Raw genomic sequence first — 23,712 nt, forward strand, 5'->3', positions numbered from 1 at the left:
AACGCGGCGCGCCGCCCGCCCCTGACACCGCGCCGCTCCCGGAGCCGGACGCGGGGGTCGCCGAGGCCGCTGCCATCGCGCCGGAGGCCGGACCCGAGGCACGGCCGCCGATACCGGAGCCGGCGGACGATGCGGTGGTGGAGCTACCGTCCCTCGAAGCGCTGACCCCGGAGACCGATCTCGTTCCCTTCCTGCGGGCCGGCGTTCCGGCCGCCCTGCGCAACGCGGCCCTGCGCCGGATGTGGTCGCTCGACCCCGCCATCCGCGACTTCGTCAGCGAGGCGCGGGAATACGCTTACGACTGGAATACCCCGGGCGGCGTCCCCGGTCTCGGTCCGCTCCTGCCCAGCGACGACGTCCAGGCGATGCTCGGGCGGCTCCTGGGCGGGTCCGCCCAGGCGACGCCCGAGGGGGTTGAGACCCGCGATCGCGATGCCGAAGGTTCGCCGGGGCCCGGTCAGACGCCGGATCATCCCGATGCGGCGGATCCCTCCTCTCCCGAGCCCGACCCGCTGGAACACTTGCCGGCCCTGCCCACCCCCGAGGCCACGGTGTCGTTCCAGCAACCCGCTCCGGCCTCACCCGATCCGACACCCGCGCGCGATGCTGTGCGGGCCGTCGACGGAGCGGGGGCGGGTCCGGGACCAGGGCCGGGACCGCGCCTGCGGCGTCACGGCGGCGCGATGCCCCATACGAGTTAGGAGTTTTGGATTGCGGGCGATAAGAGCCTTTCTTATTGTCATTCCAGAGAGCGGGATCGGTCCGATCTCGAGCGAGTAGAAAACTTCGTGGCGTCGGCGTTCGGACCTGTGGAATCGGAGGCGCTGGGCGGCGCCCGCGTGGACGACGTCGACGGGCTTCGCGCGCGGCACTACGACCTCTTGGCCGTCCTGCTCGGACGTCCGCCCGGCCAGGACCTGCTCGGCACGCTCGCCGGCCTCGCGGGCGGCGAGGGGATCCTCGGCCAATCCGTCGCGGATCTGAGCCGCGCGGCGGCGGAGGCGACGGCCGCGGAGGTCGAACGCGAGTTCTTCGCGCTGTTCATCGGCGTGGGCAGGGGCGAGCTCCTTCCTTACGCCTCCTACTACCTGACCGGCTTCCTCAACGAGCGCCCGCTCGCGCTGGTCCGGGAGGATCTCGCGGCCCTCGGTCTGTCGCGGGCCGAGGCCATGAGCGAGCCGGAGGACCACTTGGCCTTCCTGCTGGATGTGATGGCGGGGCTCGCCGGCGGGCGGTTCGCGGCCGGGCCGGACGCGCAGGCGCGCTTCTTCGGGCGGCACCTCGTCCCCTGGGTAGACCGCTTCTTCGGGGATCTCGAGCGGGCGAGGAACGCGCGCTTCTACCGCGCGGTCGGCAGCCTGGGGCGCGTCTTCATGGAGGTGGAGGCGGAAGCCTTCACGATGGATGCGTGACGGGGATGCGGTGCCCGGTGGTCGGAGCGTGACCGGAAGACGTGACGTGAGTTTGCTATCCAGCGGGTGTCGCTGAGGGAGTTGGATGATGCGGCAGGATCCGAAGACGCTCGGTCGTCGCCAGTTCTTTCGGGCGCTCGGCGGAAGCACCGTGGCGGCCGCCGCCGCGGTCGCGTCGCCGATGGCTGCGACGGAGGCCCAGGCCTACGATCCGGGCCAGGACGAGACGCGCAGCCGGTACCGCCTGAGCGATCACGTGAAGGCGTTCTACCGGACCAACGGCTACGAGACGCTCCTGAAGAATCCCGATCCTGCGCCGGGAACGAAGTGAGGCTGCCATGCTGACGAAGCGGAAGAGCGGCGAGGCCAGCCGCAGCAAGCATCAGGCGGTCGCTGCCGGTCTCGCGGCCGGCGTGCTCGACCGGCGTGCGTTCCTGCGCAAATCCGGGCTCACGGCCGGAGCGCTCGCCGCCGCGGGCTCGATCCAGCTCGGCGCCGTCCGCAAGGCCGAGGCCGCCGGCTCGTCGGCGGTCGGACCGGGGACCGTCATCAAGAAGAACATCTGCACGCATTGCTCGGTCGGCTGCACGGTGACCGCCGAGGTCGTGAACGGCGTGTGGGTCGGCCAGGAGCCGTCCTGGGCGAGTCCCATCAACCGCGGCACCCACTGCGCCAAGGGTGCCGCCATTCGCGAGCTGGTCTCGTCGGACCGCCGCCTGAAATACCCGATGAAGCTCGTCGGCGGCCAGTGGCAGCGGATCTCCTGGGATCAGGCGATCGACGAGATCGGCGACAAGCTGCTGCAGATCCGCGAGAAGTGGGGTTCCGATTCCGTCTACTGGCTCGGCTCGGCCAAGTACACGAACGAGGCCGCGTACCTGTTGCGGAAATTCGGGGCCTTCTGGGGCACCAACAACGTCGACCACCAGGCGCGCATCTGCCACTCGACCACAGTGGCGGGCGTGGCGAATACCTGGGGCTACGGCGCCCAGACCAACTCGTACAACGACATCCGCAACGCCAAGACCATGATCATCATGGGCGGCAATCCCGCCGAGGCGCACCCGATCTCGATGCAGCACGTGCTGTCCGGGAAGGAGATCAACCGCGCCAACCTGATCGTCATCGACCCCCGTTTCACCCGCACGGCGGCGCACGCCACCGACTATGTGCGCATCCGCTCGGGGACCGACATCCCGGTGGCCTGGGGCATGCTCTGGCACATCTTCCAGAACGGCTGGGAGGACAAGGACTTCATCCGCCAGCGCGTCTACGCGATGGACGACGTCCGCAAGGAGGTCGCCAAGTGGACGCCTGAGGAAGTGGAGCGCGTGTCCGGCGTGCCGGGCGAGCAGCTCCGCCGCGTGGCGGAGAAGTTCGCCAAGGAGAAGCCCGCCACCATGATCTGGTGCATGGGCAACACGCAGCACACGGTCGGCACCGCCAACGTGCGCGCGCTCTGCATCCTGTGCTTGGCGACGGGCAATGTCGGCAAGCCGGGCACGGGCGCCAACATCTTCCGCGGGCACACGAACGTGCAGGGCGCGACCGACCTCGGCCTCGATGTGACGACCCTGCCGCTCTACTACGGCCTAGTCGAAGGCGGCTGGCGGCACTGGTCCCGCGTTTGGGAGGTGGACTACGCGTGGCTGCAGTCGCGCTTCGATGAGGTCCCCGCGGCCGCCGGCCGCAAGGCGCGGTCCCGCAAGGAGAACATGGAGACCCCGGGCATCACCTCGACCCGCTGGTTCGACTCCGTGAACCTCCCGCCCGATCAGATCGATCAGCGGAGCCCCACGCGGGCGATGATGATCTCGGGCCATGGCGGCAACACCGTCACGCGCCTGCCCGAAGCCCTCGAGGGCCTGAACAAGCTCGACCTGATGGTCGTCGCAGACCCGCATCCGACCACCTTCGCGGCGCTCGATACCCGGCAGGACAACACCTACCTGCTGCCGATCTGCACCTCGCTGGAGATGGACGGGTGCCGCACGGCCTCGAACCGGTCCCTGCAATGGGGCGAGCAGATCGTGAAGCCCGCCTTCGAGTCCAAGAACGACTACGAGTTCCTCTACCTGCTCTCGAAGAAGCTCGGCTTCGCCGACCCGATGTTCAAGAACATCAAGGTCGAGAACAACGTGCCGGTGGCCGAGGACATCCTGCGGGAGATCAACCGCGGCGGCTGGTCGACGGGCTACTCCGGACAGTCGCCCGAGCGCCTGAAGGCGCATATGCGCAACCAGCAGAAGTTCGACCTCGTCACCCTGCGGGCGCCGAAGGACGATCCGGAGGTTGGCGGGGACTATTACGGCCTGCCCTGGCCCTGCTGGGGTAAGCCCGAGATCCGCCATCCCGGCTCGGCCATCCTCTACAACACGGCTTTGCACGTGAAGGAGGGTGGCGGCACGTTCCGCGCGCGCTTCGGCACCGAACGCAACGGCGAGACGTTGCTGGCCGAGGATTCCTACTCGAAGGGCTCCGACCTCACCGACGGCTATCCGGAATTCACCCTCGGCGTGTTCAAGAAGCTCGGGTGGGACAAGGATCTCACGGCGGACGAGCTGGCGACGATCCTGAAGATCGGCGGCGACAAGCCCGACACGGTGAGCTGGGCGACCGACCTCTCGGGCGGCATCCAGCGCGTCTGTCTCGAGCACGGCGTCTCGCCGTTCGGCAACGGCAAGGCGCGCGCGAACGCCTGGAACCTGCCCGACCCGGTGCCGGTCCACCGCGAGCCGATCTACTCACCGCGCCCCGATCTGGTCGCCAAGTACCCGACCCGGCCCGATGAGCGGCAATTCCGCATGCCCAATATCGGCTTCTCGGTGCAGAAGGCGGCGGTCGACCGCAACGTCGCCCGGGATTTCCCGATCATCCTGACCTCGGGCCGCCTCGTCGAGTACGAGGGCGGCGGTGAGGAAACCCGCTCCAACCCGTGGCTCGCCGAGCTGCAGCAGGACATGTTCGTCGAGATCAACACCGGTGACGCGGCCGAGCGCGGCATCAAGGACGGTCAGTGGGTCTGGGTCACGGGCGCGGAGAACAACTCCAAGACGAAGGTGAAGGCCCTCGTGACCGACCGCGTCGGGAAAGGAGTCGCGTTCATGCCGTTCCACTTCTCCGGCTGGTACCAAGGCAAGGACATGCGCGACTACTACCCGAAGGGCACCGACCCGGTCGTGCTCGGCGAGAGCGTCAACACCGTCACGACCTACGGCTTCGACCCCGTCACCGGTATGCAGGAGACGAAAGCCACCCTGTGTCAGATCCGAGCGGCCTGAGAGGAGCGACCTGATCATGGCGCGCATGAAGTTTCTCTGCGACGCGGATCGTTGCATCGAGTGCAACGCCTGCGTCACCGCCTGCAAGAACGAGCACGAAGTGCCGTGGGGCATCAACCGGCGGCGGGTGGTGACGCTCAACGACGGCAAGCCCGGCGAGCGCTCGGTCTCGATGGCCTGCATGCACTGCACCGACGCGCCCTGCGCGGCCGTCTGCCCGGTGAACTGCTTCTACACCACTGCCGACGCGGTGGTGCTGCACTCCAAGGACATCTGCATCGGCTGCGGCTACTGCTTCTACGCCTGCCCGTTCGGCGCGCCGCAGTACCCGCGCGTCGGGAACTTCGGGTCCCGCGGCAAGATGGACAAGTGCACCTACTGCTCGGGTGGCCCCGAGCCCGATCTCTCGACCGCCGAGTACGAGAAGTACGGTTCGAACCGGCTCGCGGAGGGCAAGCTGCCCCTCTGCGCCGAGATGTGCTCGACCAAGGCTCTGCTCGCGGGCGACGGCGAGATGATCGCCGAGATCTACAAGCAGCGTGTGATCAAGCGCGGGTACGGCTCGGGGGCCTGGGGCTGGAAGACGGCCTACCGCGAGACCATCGCGATCTGATGTGGGGCTGCTCCTCGGCTGAGGGGCGCGCAGGAACAGGGACCGCGGCAGCGTCCGCGGACCGCTCGACCGATCTGAAAGGAACGCCGATGCGGCGGGCATGGACGCTTCTCAGCACTCTCGTCCTGGCAACGGCGCTCTGGACGGCGCCGGGTGTCTACGGGACCGCGCAGGCGCAGAACCCGATCCAGGCCGATGGCCGGAACCCGACGGGCGCGAATCCCACGGCGGATTCGATCAATGAGGAGCTTCTGTTCCGGCAGGCCCCCAAGATCAGCGGGCGCATCAGCATCCCGGACAGCAAGGCCGCCAACCTGATCCAGCCGCAAGGCCGCGCGTACCAGATGTTCCGCGAGGGATGGCTGCCCTGGATCGGGGCGCTCGTGATCCTCGGCATGCTCGCAGCCCTGGCGCTCTTCTTCCTGTGGCGCGGCCGCATCATCACGGATCACAGTCAGGAATCCGGCAAGAAGATCCTCCGGTTCAACGCGTTCGAGCGGTTCACGCACTGGATGACGGCCGTGTGCTTCATCATCCTGTCCCTGTCCGGCCTGAACTACATCTTCGGCAAGCGGCTTCTGATGCCGCTGGTCGGGCCGGATGCCTTCGGTGCGCTGGCCCAGTACGCGAAGTACAGCCACGTCTATCTCGCCTGGCCCTTCATGCTGGGCGTCGCCTTCATGGTCGCCGTCTGGATCCGCGACAACATCCCGAACCGGATCGACTGGGAATGGATCAAGGCCGGGGGCGGCTTCATCGGCAGCAAGCACCCGCATGCGGGCCGCTTCAACGCGGGCCAGAAGGGCGTGTTCTGGATGGTGGCCGGCTTCGGCGCCGCCATGGGCGCCACCGGCCTGATGATGCTCTTCCCGTTCGCGCTCTTCGACGTCAACGGGATGCAGATCATGCAGGTGATCCATTCCCTCATCGGTCTCGTCTTCATCGCCGGTATCCTGGCCCATATCTACATCGGCACGCTCGGGATGAAGGGCGCCTACGACGCGATGGGCAGCGGCCAGGTCGATCTGGCCTGGGCACGCGCGCACCACGACCTCTGGGTCGAGCAGGAGCAGGCCCGCACCGCCAGCGGCCCGCAGCTCGGATCCCGCCCGGCGCCGGCCGAGTGACGGGCCGGGCTCCTATCAGGAATCGCTGACATGAAAGCTTTCATCGCCGCCGTCCTCGCCGCCGTTCTCCTGGGCGTCGCGGCCATGCTGGCGCTCACGAGCAATCAGAAGTTCGCCTACCAGGCATTCGCCACCTCCGGTGCGCGGGTCTCCGAGCCGGGCACCAATCTTGTTGGCCCGCGTTGGAACGGCGACCCCGCCCCCGATGAGTTCGCCGGCGAGCCGCACGGGAAAGCCGAGGGCGCCGCCTCGCAGCCGAAGCGCTCCTGAGGCTCGGCATTCGAGCGCCAGCTGCGACGCGACCAAGTCTTCTGGAGGAGCGCATCCGATGAAGCGGCGACTGACCACCTTCGTCCAGGCGATCGGCTTGGCGGGAGCCCTGCTGGCGGCGGGCAGCGCCCGCGCGCAGGAGAGCGGCGCAGCCGCCCCGACCGGGCGTCCGGCCAATCTCTGCCAGGAGCTCCTGGCCTTCGTGAAGCAGCCGGCGCCGGCGAAGGAGGCCGCAGCGACGCCTCCGCAACAGGCGACCGCCGTCTCGAATCCCTCGGGGGCAAGCCAGGGGACGGCCTCCTCCGCGGGCGGCGACGTCCAGCAGAAGTCCGGGCTGAGCGGTCCTACCCCGGGAGGCTCGCCCAATCAGGCGGGCACCGATGCTCAGCGCGGGCCGGCGAGCAAGGCTGCACAGGATGCGCCGACCGCCGCCAAGCCGGCATCGGCACCTCACCCGGACGCCGCCACCGTCGCGAAGATCGAAGCCGCCGCCGCAGCCGACGACCAGCTCGAATGCCGTTCGGCCGCGCGCCTGATGCGGGTGCACGGTGTTGCCCTCCCGCCCCCGTTGCTCGCGCTCGCTGCGCTCGACCCGAAGTTCTACGGCCGATAGCTCTCGGTCTTCAGCCCCTGATGTTGCGTTGAGGGAGCGGCTGACAGAACCCGTGCGCAGCGCGTGCCTTCGGCCAGATGCGGTGCACGCGCCCCGGCCGTTCCGTGGTCGGGCCGATCGCGCGGGTGCTGCCGGGCGAGCCGTGCCGCGCTGGTGAAGTTCGCCCGGAGTCTCCCGCCGGCGCGACTGGAGAATCACGCCGTTCACCGCTGGGCCGACGATCACGCGGCGGCGCGCGCAGGCGCGTCGAGAACCCGTTCCGTCTCAGCCTCGGGTTGCTCCTCCTGCCCCTCGGTCATTGACTGGACCCGGCCACTGCGATTTCGCCTGGTCCAGATCCGTGAGGTCAGGGACGCCTCGGCGCCGCCTACCGGCAGGGAAGTCCGTGCACGCTCCTCGGGGGCTACGTCGTGAGGCTTTTGCACCAGCGGCGCCGGGTCCAGCGGCGCGCCGAGGGCGTAGCGGAAGGCCACCGGCACGAGGTCGGCGGCCGCCCCTCCTGTCGCGGGCCGCGCGCCCGCGATGTGCGTCAGTGGAGGTGAAACTCACTGCCGATCGCCCGCAATTCTGCGGGCTTGATCAGGCGGCTATGGGCCACCTTCACCGAATGGAGCGGTCCATCGAGGGCATCCCGCCAGAACGCCAGGAATCGCCTCAGCTCCGGGAATACGGGGAATAGATCGTGCTGTTGCCAGATGAAGGTCTGCAGCAGATGGGGATGGTCGGGCAGGTGATACAGGATCTCGGCTGTCGTCAGGCTGTAGCCGTCCAGCTGACGGCGGAAGGCGGTCGAAACGCTCATGGCGGCACCTCCTGCACGCATCGTGAGAGTGACTCACGGCGAAGCAAGAAGGTTGCCGGCTGGGTTGTTAATAATCGGCAAATCGCCTGTGTCTTCAATCGGTTAGCACTCATCGATAACGACGGCTGCCAAATCCGCGCGGGGCTGCTAGCACTCTCACGCAGCGAGTGCTAAATTTCGGCCGCGGTTCTGGCGCGTGGCCTCGAGACGGCGCCGCCTCGCCGCGGTCAGGCCGCCCATGAGGGGGTCTGGCGAACTTCTCAACCTGTCGCGTTCAGACTGGAGCCAGCTCATGAAGTTCCGTCCGCTGCACGACCGCGTGGTCGTCCGTCGCATCGAGGGCGAAGAGAAGACCAAGGGCGGCATCATCATCCCGGACACCGCCAAGGAGAAGCCGCAGGAGGGCGAGGTCGTCGCCGTCGGTCCCGGCGCCCGCGACGAGTCCGGCCGCGTCAACGCGCTCGACGTGAAGGCCGGCGACCGCGTCCTGTTCGGCAAGTGGTCCGGCACCGAGGTCAAGATCGACGGTCAGGACCTCCTGATCATGAAGGAATCCGACATCATGGGCGTCGTCGCCGCCTGATCGGCTCCCAGGCGGCGAGCCCGGCCCGGTCCGCGGGCGTCAGCCGGGGCAGCGCCATGGGCAGCGCGCGGGTGGCGAACGGCAGGCGCAGGCGGCCGGAGGCGGACAGCATCGCCTTCGTCCGCAGCTCGGACTGCCCGGATCCGGGGAGGAACCAGGCCGGCGCGGTCGCGTCGACCTGCTCGTCCTCGGGCGACGCCACGTACCGCGCCGTCCGCAACGCGCGGGCGGCGGCCGCCTCCCCGGCGCCGACGGCGACGGCGACGTCGAACCGATCCCGCACGCCGCGGTCGCGGGAAGCCACGAGCGGCAGGGCGACGACGAGGTCGTCGGCCGCGTCGAATGCCGATCGCCGCGCCCGACCTTCGGCGAGGGCGTCGAGACGGGCGGGCAGCGCCACAACCGACACGGCCGCCGGCGCGGCGATCGGCGGCGACGCGGCCACGACGTCGCCCGGCAACGCCAGGGTCGTCGTCCCGTCCAGGGCGGTCAGGCCGAGGCAGGTCAGGCGCGCGCACAGCACCCCCGCCTCGTCGTCGGAGAAGAAAGCGATCCTGGCCATCTGGGCGTCATCCTCGGTCTCGGCGTCCGCTCATCGGGACGATCGAAATATACCCCCACGGGTATTCTGGATCACCGGGTCGAGCTTGGCCACGGCGCAATAGGAATCACGAGGTCGATCCGCAGACGCTATGATTTTAGGGATCGCGTTCCGGCGACCGTTCACCACGTCTTTCCGCGCCGAAGCGGTTTCGAATGTCCGACGCGTGACCGCTGCCGGCGTCGGCTGCCGGCGACCCGGGACATTGATTCGTTTCGAGAAGCGACGCCCGCAAGGATCGGATGACTTTCTCGAAGACTTGCTTCTGCTCGCGCCGCTTCGCATTCGAACGCTCGACGCGCGGCCTTGTCCCGACGTCACGCCGGGGATACTTGCTTACGCTTGGATTGGGCCAGCGCGGCGTTCATCGTGCGCCAGCCTATGCTTCGACGATACCGCAGCAATAAATCGCGTGGATCTCAGTCTATCCACAGGGCAGCCCCAATTTAGAGTGTATCGATTTGGCGTTCGACAGCAATGCGGAAGCCGCATCGTCATCCTGTACGGTCGTTGGCGCCGGTCCGTGCCCTCGACGGCGGAGCACCGGTCGGATCGCGGCATCCTCCGGGGCACCGCGGCGGGTTGGCGCCTCGCCGAGCCTGTCGAGCGCCGCGCATCGGGTAACCAGCAGTTCCGAGGGCGGGCATGGCCGGCCATCGGCCGTCGACGGAACCATGTCGCCGCCCTCGGCGCGCGCAGGAGGTCCGGCATGCCTCGCGGGAGGGCTACCGGGGGCGCGCGCGCCGGGAACCATGAGCGTGTCACCATCGCCGCGGCCAAGCTGGTGGCGGCGGCAAGGCCGGCCGCGGCGCGGGTTGACGCCGCGCCGATCACGAATCCCCGGCCGCCTGGCCAACGAGCAGGATGGCGAGGCGGTCGTCGAGCTGCGATCCGGTCGCCAGGATCGCCGGATCGAGGACACCGGGCCCGTTGATCGCGCCGACGACCACGTCCCCAACCCGGCGGCCCGACCGGGCCAGGCCCTCGTGCGCCGCACTGGCCATGCGGATGCCGTCGCGAAGGTGTTCCGCCGGAAATCGGCCTGTCCCCGAGGAACCCGATTCCGGCGATGGGGGCCACGCACGCGCCCGGTCGGGCGCGTGCGGAGCATCGCCGAGGCGAAGTCGCCGCGGACGGCGACGAGGCAGGGCGCCCTCCCCCCGCACTGGCGGGTTCGGGGTCCGGCGCGTCGGCTGCCTACTGCAGGCCGGCATCCGGCTCGCCGGCCGTCGAGCGCAGGACGTACCAGCGCGACAGCGTCCGGGCGTACGTCCTGCGGTCCGTGAGGTAGACCTCGCTGGTCCGCACGCGGTGTCCCTCGGCGATCCCGGGATGGCCGCTGACGCGACCCTTCAGGATCGGCGCCGCGACGGCGTCGCACGACCAGCCATCGAGGACGGGGGCGTCGGCGAGATCGGACGCCTCCGGCTTGAGCCCCGCCTCCACGGCCTCGACGTCGTCGGCGAGGTCGCGGAGCCGCTCCGGAAAGGAGCGGACGTCGGCGGCGACGGCGATCCTTCCGGCCTCGTCCGGGGCCGCCGCCTCGAGGGGGGCGAAGCGTCCGGCCACGGCGCCGTGCCGCATTGCGGCCATGAGGAGCAGCGCCGTGCGAAGGGTACGCCCGCGCGGCGATCCGTGGTTCAACGCGGTCGCCTCGCCCCGGCCCAACGGGGGCAAGGCGTAAGGCATCACGGCCGCACGTGGGTCCAGCTCCATGATCGCGGCAGCGAACCGCGCCGCAGCCGGTCCCCCACCGGCGCGGCGGCACCCGAGGTACCAGGTCGGGAAAGTCTCGCCTCCGTCGGCGGACCAACCCGCCGCCTCGCGCTCGTCCGCCGCATGGGGACCGACGACCAGGACCGCCGCGTCGAGGTGGGCGCGTAGGGCCCCGTCCCGCAGCCAAGCCGACGGCAGGTCCGCGACGGCGGTGCCGCCGCCGTCGCGGCACGCGTCCGCGACCCGCCAGATCCGGTCCGCGGCCTCGGCCGCCGAGACACGGACGACGTGCAGCCCGGCGCCGGCCTGGGGACCTGGGGCGTCGTCCGGCAGCACAAGCGTGGCGCGGCCATCGACGACGAGGGCCGCGTGCGCGGCCAGGAGGGACGCGTGCGAGGCGTCCGTGCGCCCGGAGGCACCGGTGAAGGCGATCAGCATGTTCGGGCTCCGCACGCGCGCGGCCGGCCCTCGACGCGGGCTCCGGTCACGCATGGCTGCAGGGGGGCGCGGTCCGTCCGCGGGACGATGCTTCGACGGCCGTCCGGCGACGTCGGGATCCGCGATATGAGAGACAGCCGCGGCGCGCCTGTCGGCCGCCGAGGAATCCGTAATCTTAAGGCAAAACTCGCGAAAGGTCGACCCTATCCAGAACGGCGGATGCTGTTGATTGCGGGGATTTCGGACGGCTCATCTTCGGATGGCCGTCCGAGTACGCGGCCGCTCCGAGCCTTGTCCTTGGTTCCACCGCCCCTGCTCGCGGAAGGCGGTTCGCCGGCACGGGCGCGGAACGCCGTCCCGCACGCGGGGCCTGGCGGCGGCGGGACCACCGACGGGAAGCACGTCCGACGGGCCATGGGAATGCCCGGGGGACGGCGGGCGGCATCATCCCTCGACACGATCCAGCCCCGCCGCCCGACTCCGGGAAGTCGATCCGACGCAATCGGTGCCGAACGCTGAACCGGTCGACCGGGACGCCAGGAAGGGCGTGGCGATCGAAGCCCGGCTTCCGCCGCGGCCGGCGTGGCCCCGTCGATGTCGCCCGCGCCTCGGCCGGCGCGTCGTACCGGGGCCGATCCACAGCGACGCACCGACCGAACCCGCCGGGTAAGGGTCGGAACGTATCCCGGCCGACTGCCGGCATGCTAGGCTCCGCCCCATGGATTCGCTTTCGATCGACCAGGATCCGAGCAGGATGGCGGGCGACATCGTCGCCCCGCCGTCCCGCAAGGCGGACGGGGCATACTTCACGCCCGAGGCGGTCGCCGCGACGTTGGTCGCCTGGGCGGTGCGCGGACGCGAGGACCGGCTGCTCGACCCGTCGTGCGGCGACGGGATCTTCGTCGCGGCACACGCCCGCAGCGTCGGCGTCGAGCGCGACGCCGCGAGCGCTTGCCTCGCCCGGGAGCGGGCGCCGTCGGGGGAGATCCACGTCGGCGACTTCTTCGCGTGGGCGGAGCGCACGGCCGAGCGGTTCGACTGCGCGGCGGGCAACCCTCCGTTCATCCGTTACCAACGCTTCGCCGGAGAGACCCGCGCGCGCGCTCTCAGGGTCTGCCGGGAACTCGGCGCCGATTTCTCGGGCCTGACATCCTCGTGGGCCCCGTTCCTCGTCGCGACGGCCTCGCTGCTCCGGCCGGGCGGCCGCATGGCGTTCGTGGTGCCGGCGGAGATCGGCCACGCCCCGTACGCGGTCCCGTTCCTGGAGTTCGCGCTCGCCCGCTTCTCGACCGTCCACCTCGTCGCGATCCGGGAGAAGCTGTTTCCCGGGCTATCGGAGGATTGCTGGCTCCTGTTCGCGGACGGCTTCGGCGGCGCGACCGACGAGATCCGGCTGAGCGCGGTCGACCGGTTCGTACCGTCCCGGGACCCGCCCGACGCGTTCGAGAGGGTGGACGTGCGCGAGTGGCGGACCGCTTGGAGCAGGCGCCTCCGGCCGTACCTGATGCCGCGCGCCGCCCGACACGCCTACAGGCAGGTCGCGGATTCGGATGCGGCGCGTCGCCTCGGCGAGGTCGCGGCGGTCGGCATCGGCTACGTCACCGGGGCGAACGACTTCTTCCACCTGCGGCCATCGCAGGCCGCCCGGCTCGGCATCCCGGCAACGTTCCTCCACCCGGCGGTCCGCAACGGGCGATCCCTGGCCGGCCCGGTCCTCACCGACGCCGACGTGGCGCGGTGGCGGGCGGCGGACGAGCCGTACCTCCTGCTGCGCCTGCCCAGGGTCGGCGCCCTGCCGCGATCGGTCGCCGCCTATCTCGACGGCGAGGCCGGGCGGCTCGCCCGGACGGCCTACAAATGCCGCGTTCGGTCCCCCTGGCACGTGGTCCCGGACGTGGCCGTGCCCGACTACCTGCTGTCGTACATGTCCGGCGAGAGGCCGAGCCTCGCACGCAACGACGCCCGGTGCGTCGCCACCAACTCCGTCCACTGCGTGCGCCTGCGCGACCCGGGGGCCCGCGAGCGCCTGGAGGCATGGGGCAGCCCTTTCATCGACCTGAGCTGCGAGCTGCAGGGCCATCCCCTGGGAGGGGGCATGCTCAAGCTGGAGCCGCGCGAGGCCGCGCAGGTCGTGCTGCCGGCGCACGGACAGGTGCACGACCTCGACCGCGCGGCCGTCCGCGAGGGTTTGTCGGCCATGCGCGCGTGGCGTCATCGTGCCGGCTGAGCGCGGCGCGGCCGCCCCGTCCGTATGCCGCTGGATGGACGAACGCGACGCGTTCCGCGCCTTCGCGACGTCGGAGGACGCGACCCAGAGCCAGCGCCACATCAAGCCGATCCATTGGTACGTCGCATGCCGGCTGGTGGTCGAGGGCGGCTTCCTGCCCGAGGACATCACCCCGCGGCCGCCCCTCGCCGTCGACCCGCGCAGCGGTCGCCTCCGATACGAGCCCGACGCGGCGACGGGCGGCGAGCGGACGATCCTCGGCGGCCTCAAGACGAAGGACATCGACGTCACGGTCCTGAAGCCGGGGCTCGGCCCCGTCCTGGCCGTGTCGTGCAAGGGCGCGATCAAGGCGTTCAGGAACCTGACCAACCGCCTGGAGGAGGCGGTCGGCGACTGCACCAACATCCACATCACGTACCCGGCCCTGGTTGCGGGCTACCTGTTCGCGTTCCGGGCCAACCGGCAGGCCGCCGCGGTCGCGGAGGAGGGCGCGGTCGCCGGGGCCTCCCCGAGGCGGCAGCTGGCCGCCAACGACATCGCGGTCGGTCGCGGCGGCGCCCCGGTCGAGGCCGTCCTCCGGTTCCACCACGCGTTGAGCGAGCTCTCCGGACGCAGGAGCATCCGCGATGATGTGAGCCGCTACGAGAGCGTCGCGCTGACCCTGGTCGAGCCGGAGGGGCACGAAGCCGGCGGGGTCCTGGAGGGGTTCCCGCCGCCCGACAGCCGGATCCTGCTGCGGGACTTCTTCTCGACGCTCTACCTCCGCTACGACGAGCGGTTCGTCTACGGCGCGCCGGACCTGAAGTCCGTGACCCGACGACGGTTCTGGACGGAGGATTCCCCGGCCTGGACGGCCGGCCCGGGAGGCCTGCCGGACCGTCCGGCCGGCTACGACCCGCGGATCGCCGAGCCGATGGACGACGAGGCCCCGTCGCCGCCGTAGGTCGATCGCCGCGGGCTTCCCGCCAATCCCCGCGACCGCATGTCCGAGCCTTCGGCGACGGGACCGTCCCCACGGACGCGCGGCATCGCCCAGAGGATGCCGAGGAACGACGGAATCGGGGTTCTGCCGGGTTTGGTGGACTGGTTACGGCCATTCGTCATTTGGGGTCGAAGATCCCCACGCGATGTTGGCGGAGAGCCAACCCTGTTCGACATTCCACGCGCGAAACACCTTGGCCACGAGCCGAGTGAATCACCCTCTGGATTCGGACAGGCCCCTAGCTGTTCATGACGATCTCCCAGGCTGCGGCGCCGGGAGATCGTTCAGGGCTCACGGATCCGTCGGGTTCCACGCCATCGAAGCCGTCGGCCGTCATGAGGAGCAGGCCATGGCACTCTCCGTCCAAGGTAAAGACTTCCCAGGCCCTGAGCGCATCGCCTTCGCCGTGCCGTCGGGCCAGGTAGGTCGGATGGTTCGACCAATCGGCCAAGGGGTCGAGCAAGACGGTGACTGCCGACCCGGCGCGCGTATCCTCGTCGTAGCTCCCGGGTGCGACGGCCCGCAGATGGCCGCGGCCCGCCTGCGCGGCGAGGTCGACGTCCGTGAACCATTCGACGGGCCGCTCGACGACCCGCACGGCGGAGTGCGAGGGAAACAAGGCCAACCCGCCGGCGTCGCGCTGCATGGCCCTGCGGCGCCCCGCGAACGTGACCCGTGCCGTGACCCTCCCCGGACCGGGTCCTGGCTCCGCAGCCGCGATGCCGTCGAGCTCGAACGCGCGGAGGATGCATGCGAAGCGCGCCATGGACCGCCTGTCATCCCCATGTTCGACGACGACGGTGCCGGCCCCCGCCTTCACGGCGCGCTCGACGCGCCGAAAGGCTTCAACGCGGTCACCATGCAGGGGTGCGTGCGGATCGTACGGTTGAATGTCCGGCATTTGGAAAAGTCCTGGAATTTCGGACGCTATCGGCGGGCCCGGGCCAGGCCGGGCGAATTTGAACCGATTCCCAGATCGGCGTCATCCCGTCCGCGCCAATTGAAGCGATGGCGCATCGAGCGGAGGCCGACGATATGGGTTTGCATTCGATGTGAACCCCGGCAATGGCCGCGCCCGGTCGGCCATCGCATACTGGATTGACGTGCGCGAACCGGTCCGGGTCCGGCGATCGATCGCACCAGGGCCTGCCGGTCCGCCCACCTCAGCCCACGGCCGGACGTCCGGCATCAAGGCGCGAACGCGGAGGCGATCCCCGTGTCGGGCGGTGCCCCCGGGCGGCGTCACCGCATACAAGTGGATGCCCCCGGGCATCGGCATCGTCGAACGCGACTGCACGCAGCGGCGAGCTTGCGGGGGCATGCCGGACTACCGCAGTGTCACCGCATGCAACGCAACCCATCGGCGCCCTGCGAGCAAGATTCCATTCGCGCGACGTGGCGGGTCTGGGAGCGCGCTCGAAGGCTTCTGCACGACGGGCCAGCCCACGTCGTGCCCCGTCGGCACCGCTTGCCGCCAAGGCCCGGCGCCGACCGCTCCTCAATCCGCGTGCCAACCTGATCCCCGCACGTGGGGAAGGCGTGCCCGTGCCCCTCCGCGGGTCGGATGGCCCGGCATCCGACCCGGGCCTCGCGGGGTTGCGCCTCGGCTTCAGTTCCACGAGCGCATCAGACACGAAGGCGACGCGCGCTCGGCAGGAGCCCGGCAGCGGGCATGTCGGCGCGAGCGAGTCTTCCCAGATGCGGGACGACCAGCTCCACCCCGGCCGCCGCGAATTCCCGCATCAACGCATCCAGGACGATGACATCGCCGGACAGGCTCTCGATCCGATCGACGACCACGACCTCGACATCGCCGGCGCGGACCATGGCTCGCAGCTCCGCGATCGTACGCCGATGGTCCAGCGCATCGACGAGGACGCGACACATGCCGGGGATGACGCCGATCGCCGACACCGCGGCAAGGGCGGTGCCCACCCGCGCGCCGATGTCCGGGCCGGACCGGTCGCTTCGGTGCCGGACGTAGACGACCACCCGCGTGAATGGCAACCGTCTCGGAAGCATGCCGCAATCCGGCGTCCGGGCATCGGGAGAAGCGCTGCCGACGGTGTCACCCCCGCGCCCGATGCCCTGGCCTGACCGGCCGGCCATGTCGTCCGACGGCAGGTGCGTCGTCCGTTCTCCCGCGCGCGACGTCGCGTCGGCCCTTGGCCGCCCTGGCCCGGACGGCAGGTACCGCGCCACGGCCGCCCGTGCGATGGCCGGCCCTTTTTGGTGCCCGGGCATGTCGCCGACATCGGTCCCCACCGCGCCCGGCTTGCGCTCGGCGGAAGCGACGCGATCGTCGGGACGATCGCCCTCCGCGCCGGCACGGCGGACGCCCCGCCTCTCGCGCGGGGGCACGTCGCCCGGGTCTCCGCCCTTCCCCGGAGCACCCTTCGACCTACCCCCGCCCCTGCCCGAACCCGCGCTCGTCATCCCTGGCCTCCGGAACGTACGTCTCCAACGACGGCCTTATATTGCGTGTTCCGACTGCGTAACAAGGGGGGCGAGCGAACTGAGGCGACATGCACGTGCAGCTTGACCGTCGATCAGGAAGGTTTGGGCAGCAGCGCGACCACCGTGCCCAACACATCGCCCGAGCTATCGGCGGTGGAGCGGAAAAGCCGGACGCCCCCTCCGGGCGCCGCCCGCGCCATGAGTCCGAGACCCTTGGTACGGCCCGTGTCGACCAGCACGCGGTCCCCGGCCCGAAGGTACTCGCCATGGACGGGGCCAACGACCTCGGCCACGATGAGCGGGCGCACGGATCCCTCGGTGAGCGAGCCGAGAAGCGCCGCCAGATCGACCGGTGAGACGGGCGTCGCCGGGTGGGGCGGGATCACGCTCGAGGGACGCCTTGCCGCGCGGTACTGCGAGACCAGTTCCGCGACGCGGTCGGCGTCGGCCCGCTCCCCCCGGGTCGGACCTGCGCGTCCGGCGGCCGAGCCCGTGAAGCGGCCGGTCATCAGCCAGTCCACGTCCGCACCATAGGCGGCGCCATACATCCGCGCCGCCGCCACGCCGACACGGGTACGGCCGATCTCGTGGGACTGCAGCGTGCTGATCGACAGGCGGAGACGGCGCGCGGCGCCCTGCAGCGTACGGAAGCCGGCGTCCAGCCGGGCCTGCGCCAGGCGACCTCCCGCTCCGGCGACGGCCACCGCCGCGACGTCGGGCGAGGCGAACTCCAGCGGCACCTCGGCGACGGCGACGGCGTCGAGGCGAACGGCCCGGCATGCGGCGTCGGTGCCCGCGTCGTTCGGCTCACGGCCGAGCAGCCACTCCGCGGGGACCGAGAACGCCTCGCCGTAACGGGCGGCCCGCTCCGGGGTGAGCGGTCGGCGTCCTCCCTCGACGGCGACGTAGGTGCCGACGGGCCAGCCGTGGGCCTCCGCGGCCAGATGGCCGGTGCGAAAGCCGGCAGCGAGCCTGGCCTTCGTCAGGCGGTCGGTCGCCCGGCCCTCTCGATGAGGTGGGTTGAAGTCGCGCACGGCTGCGCTTCTAGCACCGGTCCCGACCTCGTCCAGGGGGGCGTCCCGACAAGGATCGCTTCCCTTTACTTTACGTTTCGTCGGTCGGCGCCCGGGCCCGTTCCGCGGCGTCGGAAGTTCGACGGCTTGCGATGTCGGGCCAGGACGAGCCTTTCCGTCCTTGCCGGGGCTCGTGTCGGTCATGCGTGCCTCTCGGCGGGTTGTCCTGCGAGAATGGGGGCCTGCCGTCCAACCGGGATGTGCCCGGACCTCGCGCTGGTCCTCGTGCGGAAGCCGGACGGCGGTGCTCCGATACCCGGCGACGCGCCGCCGCCCCCCGCGATCGCCCCGCCGCGGTTGACTGAGCATTGATGCGCGTGGCGGCGGACCGAGCTGCGCGCGGACGGTCCAGGCCACGTCGCGTTCCCGGGATGCGTGGAGTGCTTGGGTGGCTTACGTCGCGATCGGGACCGGCCGGAAGAGGCCGGCTGCGAGCGGGCGGGGACGCGGCGTGGCCTCGTAGGGCGAACCCGATCAAGCGAGGCTCGACCATGCGCGGGAGGGTCGCCGTCGTCGTCCCGCCGGGTCCCTTGGCTCTCAAAACCCTTGGCCGCGTAATGCCTTAACGGCATTCCTGCACGGACCAAGGGTGGGATACGTGTAACATCTCCAAAGCCGGAACGCCTATTGAGGCGTTCCAGGGTCGCATATGTTACACTTCCAAGAAATTAGGACGCTGACGCGTTAGCTGAGACCGACGATGGACCGAGCCAATCGGTTCCGCCATGGCGATCCAAGCTACAGTCCTTTGCCGCATCGTCAACAGAACTCGGCCCGCAGTGAAGGAATGCTTGTGCAGGACGGCACTCGCCATCACGCCCGCTGCCCGCATCGTGCCGTGACGGTCCCACCAAGCCCAGATCCCCATTCCCGCCCACGGAATGCCCCTCGCCCGAACCGACGCGGGTTGTAAGTATTGACCGGGCATTTCATCCCCGTCCGACCGCCGACCCGCTGAACAAGGCTAACCCACGGGCCCACGGCTTGCGGCTTGCGGCTCGCGGCTCGCGGCTCGCGGAAAGCATTCCATTCCAGGGACGCATGCGCGATCCGTGCGAAAGCATTCCACGGATCGAAGCGGGCGTCGAGCATCGACTAAGCATTCCCGTGATCGCCCCCCTCGATCGGGAAGCCTTCCGTGGATCCGCGGGGCGATCGCCATCGTCGGGTCCAACCGACAAACCGTGCCCAGGACGACCTTGCAATTTCCAGGGCCGAACTGCTCCGAGCAGCCTGGGGAGATCACCCATTGGACTGACCGTTCTCTGGCTGACGCGGTCGGGATCTCACCGCGCTCTGCTTAGCGCACCGGGGATGCGCACCGCCTACAGCCGCACCGGACGCGCAGCTTCAAGAGCTCCGCCGACCCCGCCTTCGCGGCGCAGGTGGGGGATATCGCGGGTCTGTACGTGGACCCGCCGCGCCATGCGGTCGTGCTGTTTCCCGACGAGAAGACCCATATCCGGGCACTGGAGCGCACGCGCCCGAGCCGGCGCGTCAAGCCAGGCGGTCCCGGGACCCAGACGCACGACTCCGTCCGGCATGGAACGACGACGCTGTTTGCCGCCGTCAACGTTCTGGAGGGGACCGCGCTCGACCGATGCATGCGGCGGCGTCGCCACGGCGAGTCCCTGCGCTTACTCAATCCCGTCGAGGCCGCGGTGCCGGCCGGCAACGCGATCCACGTGATCCTGGACGACTATGCCACTCACGAGCACCCGAAAGTCCGCGCTTGGCTGGCCAGGCATCCGCGCTGGACCGTCCACCCCATCCTGACGTCGGTCTGATGGATGAACACAGTCGAAGGCTTCTCCCGGTCCTCGCACGACTGCGACTGCGGCGTGGAAACTTCAGCGAGATCGTGGATCTCCAGGTCGCGATCAACCGCTATATCGCCGCGCGCACTATCAGGCCAAAGCCCTTCGTCTGGACCAAACAGGCAGCCACCCTCGATGCCGTCAACGGCAAAGCCGCACCATTCGTCTGGGCCGGTGAACTGGCGGCACCTTGGAGGCGCCCAGCCGAAGGCGGAACCGTGGCGTCCGTCACGCCCGGTTCGGTGCGATGGACGCGTCGTCGGCAAGAACCACCGACGAGTGCCTGCCCAGGGTCCAAGCGCTGCATGGATCGCCCGGGAGCGCCACGGCGCGCCGAGGCCCGTCCGCGCCGACGGCGTGGCGCTTCGATCGACGGCCGGGCCGCGCTGGATCGCCATCGAGCAGCCAGAGCAGAACGATCGGCACGGCGACGAAGGAGGGGCGCATGTCGATCGATCCGGACGCCTTCGCGGCCTGGTATGCGGGGCTTGGTATATCTAGAGCTGCCGCGGTTCGATCCCGTCAGGCTGCTGTCATGCTGTCTTACTGTCTTGTTGGTGGCGGGATCCATCGAAGGCCGCCGCCCTCCCCTGGGAGCGGATCTTAACCGCAAGCTGGCATGACAGCTTGCTGTCCCAAGGATCGAGCCGCTGTCGTGTCCCCATCAAAGCGTGCCTCCGAGATCGACAAGGATCCATCCCCTGCGAAGCGAAAGGTCATGCTGTACGTGCCGCCCGAGCTTCACCGGGCGATGAGACAGGTCGCCCTCGACGACGGCCGATCTGCCAGCGACGTCTATGTAGAGGCCGCGCAAGCCTTGGTGGCCGGCCGAGGCCTGAAGGTTGAGGCTCCCGAAATCCGTGCCGTCGCGGCGCCACAGGGATCGGGCTTGGCCGAACTCGCAGAGGCGATCGAACGGCAGGGACGCCGGATCGAGGAGATCCTCGGCCGGATCGCGCCTTCGTCCGGTGGGGCTCGGCCCGACGACGGTCCTTCGCCGGCCGGTACGACGGCGGCAGCGGCGGTGGCGGCCCTCGTCGGGATTTTGACCGAGGCCGGCCCCGCCGGGTTGACAGCGACGCAGTACAGGGAGGCGGTACAGGCCGCCGGAGTTCGGTCGGGGACCGCGGAGGTCGCCAAGGCGGTTCTCCGAGCCGCCGGGGTCGTCCGGTGCGAAGGACGTCGCTGGTACATCTGCCATTCGTGACAGGCCGCCGCGGCATGCCCTCCGCAGGATGCCGCAATCCCCGAACCATCGCGCGAGAAAAGTCGCCGCCCGTGTCCGTGGGGCGGGGCGCCCGAATCGGTTAGGGTGGTCTCATGGCGACGATCATCCTTCTAGACGAGACTCGATGCCGGCGCATGATCGCGAAGCCGCGCGAGGGTCAACCCTGCACCGGCTGTGGATATTGTTGTGCCGAGAGCGCCTGCGGCCTCGCACGCGAGTACGTCGCCGGCGTAGGGGCCAAGCATGATGGGCCCTGCCCGGCGCTCGAGTTCGAGGACGGACGGTTCTGGTGCGGGCTGGTGCGTCACGCGGGCCGGTACATGGACTTTCCCGAGGACTGGGCGGACACGATGCTTGGCGGCCTGTTCGCGCAGGTGCTGGGGGCCGGACAGGGGTGCGACGCGAGCGATCCCTGATCCGGCAACGCCGACTCTCCCGCCGACCGAGCGATCGGTGCCGCGGGGGGATTAGCGGCTCCGTGCGATCGGTGCTTCACTGCCAGCAATCCCGCCGCCCCGGCGGCGCGCGCCCCCGCGGAGCGTCGGGCCAGGGGCGGGCTGGAGAGCTCGGTCGGCATGGACCGGAGCACGCGGACGGCCGGGGCACCGCCTGAGCGGAGGCCCGGAGCCCCAGGATGGAATGCCTGGTCGAGATCGATGGCGTGCCGCACCGGGGCGCGGCGACGCCGATGTAATCGGTCGATCCCCGGCGTGGAGCCAAGCCGTCATCGCGACGAGGACATCGCCCCTCAGACGAGGTTCCCTCGATGCCTTTCCAGGGCTTCGGCCTTCGACCCATCGGACCTCGTCCAGGCGGCCCTCATCCTGTGATAGAAGAACGGCCGGGTATCGAACGACGAGGGCAGGCCGCGATAGGTCCACCGATCTTCGTCGGGGTGGCTCCCGCCGTTTCCGACGATCAACAGGCACGGGACGCGGTCGAACAGGATGACCCTCGCCCCGAAATGGGGCCCAAGGCGCTTTACCCAGAGTATCTCCTCGATCGGCGACGGCACCCATCGCGGGAATCTCGCCCGGATGAATTCCTCGACCAGCGCCAGATCGTCCGCGTCGACGGGACGGCGGCGCATATACGGTTTGACCTGCCTGCGCATTGAACTGACCTTGATTTGGTTTGAAACGACGATCATCGTGTGCCTGTGTCGACGCCTGGCTCCGTCACAGAGCTTCGACCGCAGCCGGTCGCGTTTCCCCGCCGGGCTCTCACGAGCGCGCCGGGGATGGCGAGGTGTCGGCCGCCCGTGGCCGCCGAGTGCCGGACTCGTCCGATCCCCGTTGGACTCATTTGCGGGGACCCGACCCGGGCATTGCGAGGACCACGTCGACGACGTCCCCCGGGATGCGTGCCGGAGCCGGGGTTCGCCCCGCGATGGCTCGGCCCCGGTCGATCCCGGCAGCAGTGAGTTCGGCGCCGAACACCCGGCCCTCGACCCTGACGACATTCGCCAGGCCGGCCTTTTCCAAGGCCAGGAGACCGCGCACGATCCGCCGCCTCAGCGCACGACCGCCGTCGTTCGTCGCGGCGATGCCGTAGGTGTCGCGTGCGACGGCCTTTCCCAGCATCTCGAGCCCGTAATCCAAATCGCTCGAACCCATGACTTCCTCCTCGCAACGCCTTTCCATGGCGTGACGGGACCATCAGGAGCCATCGTCCGAGGGAGTGAAAGGACGCATATGGTCCGTGGTTAACACCGGCGCGGATGCCACGGGGTTGCCCACGTCTTTCGAACGGTGTCGAGATGGCGATGTCCCGTCGGTGATCACGTCGCGGGAGGGGCGTCCCTGTCCCACCGTCGGCCCGGACGTGGATCGGAGCGTCGGGCCGACCGCCCGATCCGGTCGAACGCGATGAGGTTCAGGCCAGGTCGGTGACGATGTCGCCGTCCCGATGCTCCTCGAACGCTCGGATCTGCGCATCGACGATCGCGCCGCATGGCGATGCGCAAACGTAGGACCATGCGGCCCCTTCGGCGGCCTCGTGGAGCGGGTGGCGTCCATCGGTGGGGCGTACGGTTGCGCCCCGCCGGGCAGGGGTAAGTCGCGGGCGCGGCGGGCCCGGCCTTTCGAGGACCGGATCTTCTTCGCGGGCGAGGCGACGCACCCCTTCGACCTCACGACCGCCCACTGAGCTCACGACGGCGGGCAGAGGGCCGCAGACGAGGCCGTGAGGGCGCTCCGGAGTAGGCGCCGCCTCGGACCGCGAGACACGCTCGCGGCAGCGGACGCGCGGGCCGCCGGATGGCGACTTCAGCCATGGTGACACGGCTTCGCGGCCGAGGACGGCCAGCATCGGTCGCGGCTGCCGCCTCCTCGCATGGTGAGGGTGGCGCCCGGGTGACGGTTCGCACCGATCCCCCGACGCGCGAGCGAGCGTCCGGTCTCCAAATGGACCGCATCCCACAGTGGATAGGGGGCGATACCGAACCGTCCGGCAGGCCTTGGATGAGCGGGC

At 70.0% G+C, this 23,712-nt stretch carries 22 protein-coding genes and 1 pseudogene; 14 read left to right on the forward strand and 9 right to left on the reverse strand.

The features are described 5' to 3' along the window. The 8 genes from MOTC310_RS17690 to MOTC310_RS17725 all read left to right on the forward strand — a co-directional run. Nucleotides 1-701 (forward strand): DUF3306 domain-containing protein (locus tag MOTC310_RS17690; protein WP_331302740.1); only part of this gene is annotated, 701 nt, incomplete at its 5' end. Between the two features lie 87 nt (nucleotides 702-788). Continuing rightward, nucleotides 789-1,412: a TorD/DmsD family molecular chaperone gene (locus MOTC310_RS17695; protein WP_331302741.1), complete on the forward strand. Its 624-nt coding sequence runs from the start codon at nucleotides 789-791 to the stop codon at nucleotides 1,410-1,412. An 88-nt stretch (nucleotides 1,413-1,500) separates the two neighbouring features. Further along, complete coding sequence (locus MOTC310_RS17700; protein ID WP_024829467.1) at nucleotides 1,501-1,743, forward strand: formate dehydrogenase; 243 nt, start codon at nucleotides 1,501-1,503, stop codon at nucleotides 1,741-1,743. 7 nt (nucleotides 1,744-1,750) lie between these two features. Beyond that, the gene (locus MOTC310_RS17705; RefSeq protein ID WP_331302742.1) at nucleotides 1,751-4,693 is read left to right on the forward strand and encodes a formate dehydrogenase subunit alpha; all 2,943 of its coding nucleotides are present in this window, start codon (nucleotides 1,751-1,753) and stop codon (nucleotides 4,691-4,693) included. A 16-nt stretch (nucleotides 4,694-4,709) separates the two neighbouring features. Next, entirely contained in the window at nucleotides 4,710-5,306 is a 597-nt protein-coding gene (gene fdh3B, locus MOTC310_RS17710) for a formate dehydrogenase FDH3 subunit beta (RefSeq protein ID WP_012320149.1), read from the forward strand. Nucleotides 5,307-5,395: 89 nt separating this feature from the next. Further along, on the forward strand, nucleotides 5,396-6,433 hold the full coding sequence (locus tag MOTC310_RS17715) for a formate dehydrogenase subunit gamma (protein WP_331302743.1): 1,038 nt from the start codon (nucleotides 5,396-5,398) through the stop codon (nucleotides 6,431-6,433). A 30-nt stretch (nucleotides 6,434-6,463) separates the two neighbouring features. Continuing rightward, nucleotides 6,464-6,703: a hypothetical protein gene (locus tag MOTC310_RS17720; RefSeq protein WP_012320151.1), complete on the forward strand. Its 240-nt coding sequence runs from the start codon at nucleotides 6,464-6,466 to the stop codon at nucleotides 6,701-6,703. 58 nt (nucleotides 6,704-6,761) lie between these two features. Next, the gene (locus tag MOTC310_RS17725; RefSeq protein ID WP_331289570.1) at nucleotides 6,762-7,316 is read left to right on the forward strand and encodes a hypothetical protein; all 555 of its coding nucleotides are present in this window, start codon (nucleotides 6,762-6,764) and stop codon (nucleotides 7,314-7,316) included. A gap of 529 nt (nucleotides 7,317-7,845) precedes the next feature. Here the strand turns inward: MOTC310_RS17725 and MOTC310_RS17730 are convergent. Then, nucleotides 7,846-8,118 (reverse strand): usg protein, encoded by a 273-nt coding sequence (locus MOTC310_RS17730; protein WP_331289571.1) that lies wholly within the window; start codon nucleotides 8,116-8,118, stop codon nucleotides 7,846-7,848. 292 nt (nucleotides 8,119-8,410) lie between these two features. Here MOTC310_RS17730 and groES point away from each other — a divergent pair, with 292 nt between their 5' ends. Continuing rightward, the gene (gene groES, locus MOTC310_RS17735) at nucleotides 8,411-8,701 is read left to right on the forward strand and encodes a co-chaperone GroES (protein ID WP_091779337.1); all 291 of its coding nucleotides are present in this window, start codon (nucleotides 8,411-8,413) and stop codon (nucleotides 8,699-8,701) included. On the opposite strand, the gene MOTC310_RS17740 is transcribed toward groES, so the two are convergent. The 3 genes from MOTC310_RS17740 to MOTC310_RS17750 form a co-directional block, all read right to left on the reverse strand. Next, entirely contained in the window at nucleotides 8,679-9,263 is a 585-nt protein-coding gene (locus tag MOTC310_RS17740; RefSeq protein WP_331302744.1) for a hypothetical protein, read from the reverse strand. The genes groES and MOTC310_RS17740 overlap by 23 nt on opposite strands. A gap of 869 nt (nucleotides 9,264-10,132) precedes the next feature. Beyond that, complete coding sequence (locus tag MOTC310_RS17745; protein WP_331302745.1) at nucleotides 10,133-10,306, reverse strand: hypothetical protein; 174 nt, start codon at nucleotides 10,304-10,306, stop codon at nucleotides 10,133-10,135. A 193-nt stretch (nucleotides 10,307-10,499) separates the two neighbouring features. Next, nucleotides 10,500-11,456 carry a hypothetical protein gene (locus MOTC310_RS17750; protein ID WP_331302746.1) on the reverse strand — a complete coding sequence of 319 codons (957 nt, stop codon included), beginning with the start codon at nucleotides 11,454-11,456 and terminating at the stop codon, nucleotides 10,500-10,502. Between the two features lie 718 nt (nucleotides 11,457-12,174). Here MOTC310_RS17750 and MOTC310_RS17755 point away from each other — a divergent pair. Both MOTC310_RS17755 and MOTC310_RS17760 read left to right on the forward strand, forming a co-directional pair. After that, entirely contained in the window at nucleotides 12,175-13,683 is a 1,509-nt protein-coding gene (locus MOTC310_RS17755; protein WP_331302747.1) for a DNA methyltransferase family protein, read from the forward strand. Nucleotides 13,684-13,717: 34 nt separating this feature from the next. Then, nucleotides 13,718-14,626: a hypothetical protein gene (locus MOTC310_RS17760; RefSeq protein ID WP_331302748.1), complete on the forward strand. Its 909-nt coding sequence runs from the start codon at nucleotides 13,718-13,720 to the stop codon at nucleotides 14,624-14,626. Nucleotides 14,627-14,903: 277 nt separating this feature from the next. Here MOTC310_RS17760 and MOTC310_RS17765 read toward each other — a convergent pair whose 3' ends face one another. The 3 genes from MOTC310_RS17765 to MOTC310_RS17775 form a co-directional block, all read right to left on the reverse strand. Then, nucleotides 14,904-15,566 carry a hypothetical protein gene (locus MOTC310_RS17765; protein ID WP_331302749.1) on the reverse strand — a complete coding sequence of 221 codons (663 nt, stop codon included), beginning with the start codon at nucleotides 15,564-15,566 and terminating at the stop codon, nucleotides 14,904-14,906. Nucleotides 15,567-16,291: 725 nt separating this feature from the next. Further along, on the reverse strand, nucleotides 16,292-17,026 hold the full coding sequence (locus MOTC310_RS17770) for a recombinase family protein (protein ID WP_331302750.1): 735 nt from the start codon (nucleotides 17,024-17,026) through the stop codon (nucleotides 16,292-16,294). Between the two features lie 188 nt (nucleotides 17,027-17,214). Further along, complete coding sequence (locus MOTC310_RS17775; RefSeq protein ID WP_331302751.1) at nucleotides 17,215-18,156, reverse strand: helix-turn-helix transcriptional regulator; 942 nt, start codon at nucleotides 18,154-18,156, stop codon at nucleotides 17,215-17,217. A gap of 1,259 nt (nucleotides 18,157-19,415) precedes the next feature. Between MOTC310_RS17775 and MOTC310_RS17780 the strand changes: the two are divergent. The 3 genes and pseudogenes from MOTC310_RS17780 to MOTC310_RS17790 all read left to right on the forward strand — a co-directional run. After that, nucleotides 19,416-20,179: pseudogene (locus MOTC310_RS17780) on the forward strand (transposase); the annotation flags it as partial. A 551-nt stretch (nucleotides 20,180-20,730) separates the two neighbouring features. Continuing rightward, nucleotides 20,731-21,219: a hypothetical protein gene (locus MOTC310_RS17785; protein ID WP_331302752.1), complete on the forward strand. Its 489-nt coding sequence runs from the start codon at nucleotides 20,731-20,733 to the stop codon at nucleotides 21,217-21,219. A gap of 113 nt (nucleotides 21,220-21,332) precedes the next feature. Then, entirely contained in the window at nucleotides 21,333-21,656 is a 324-nt protein-coding gene (locus MOTC310_RS17790) for a hypothetical protein (RefSeq protein WP_331302753.1), read from the forward strand. 332 nt (nucleotides 21,657-21,988) lie between these two features. Here the strand turns inward: MOTC310_RS17790 and MOTC310_RS17795 are convergent, their stop codons facing one another. Both MOTC310_RS17795 and MOTC310_RS17800 read right to left on the reverse strand, forming a co-directional pair. Beyond that, nucleotides 21,989-22,390, reverse strand: coding sequence for a hypothetical protein (locus MOTC310_RS17795; RefSeq protein WP_331302754.1), 402 nt, complete (start codon nucleotides 22,388-22,390; stop codon nucleotides 21,989-21,991). A 151-nt stretch (nucleotides 22,391-22,541) separates the two neighbouring features. Further along, a complete protein-coding gene (locus tag MOTC310_RS17800) occupies nucleotides 22,542-22,856 on the reverse strand; it encodes a hypothetical protein (RefSeq protein WP_331302755.1) in 315 nt (104 codons plus the stop codon). Nucleotides 22,857-23,712: the final 856 nt, after the last annotated feature.

Source organism: Methylobacterium oryzae (assembly GCF_036441375.1).
Taxonomy (GTDB): domain Bacteria; phylum Pseudomonadota; class Alphaproteobacteria; order Rhizobiales; family Beijerinckiaceae; genus Methylobacterium; species Methylobacterium oryzae_A.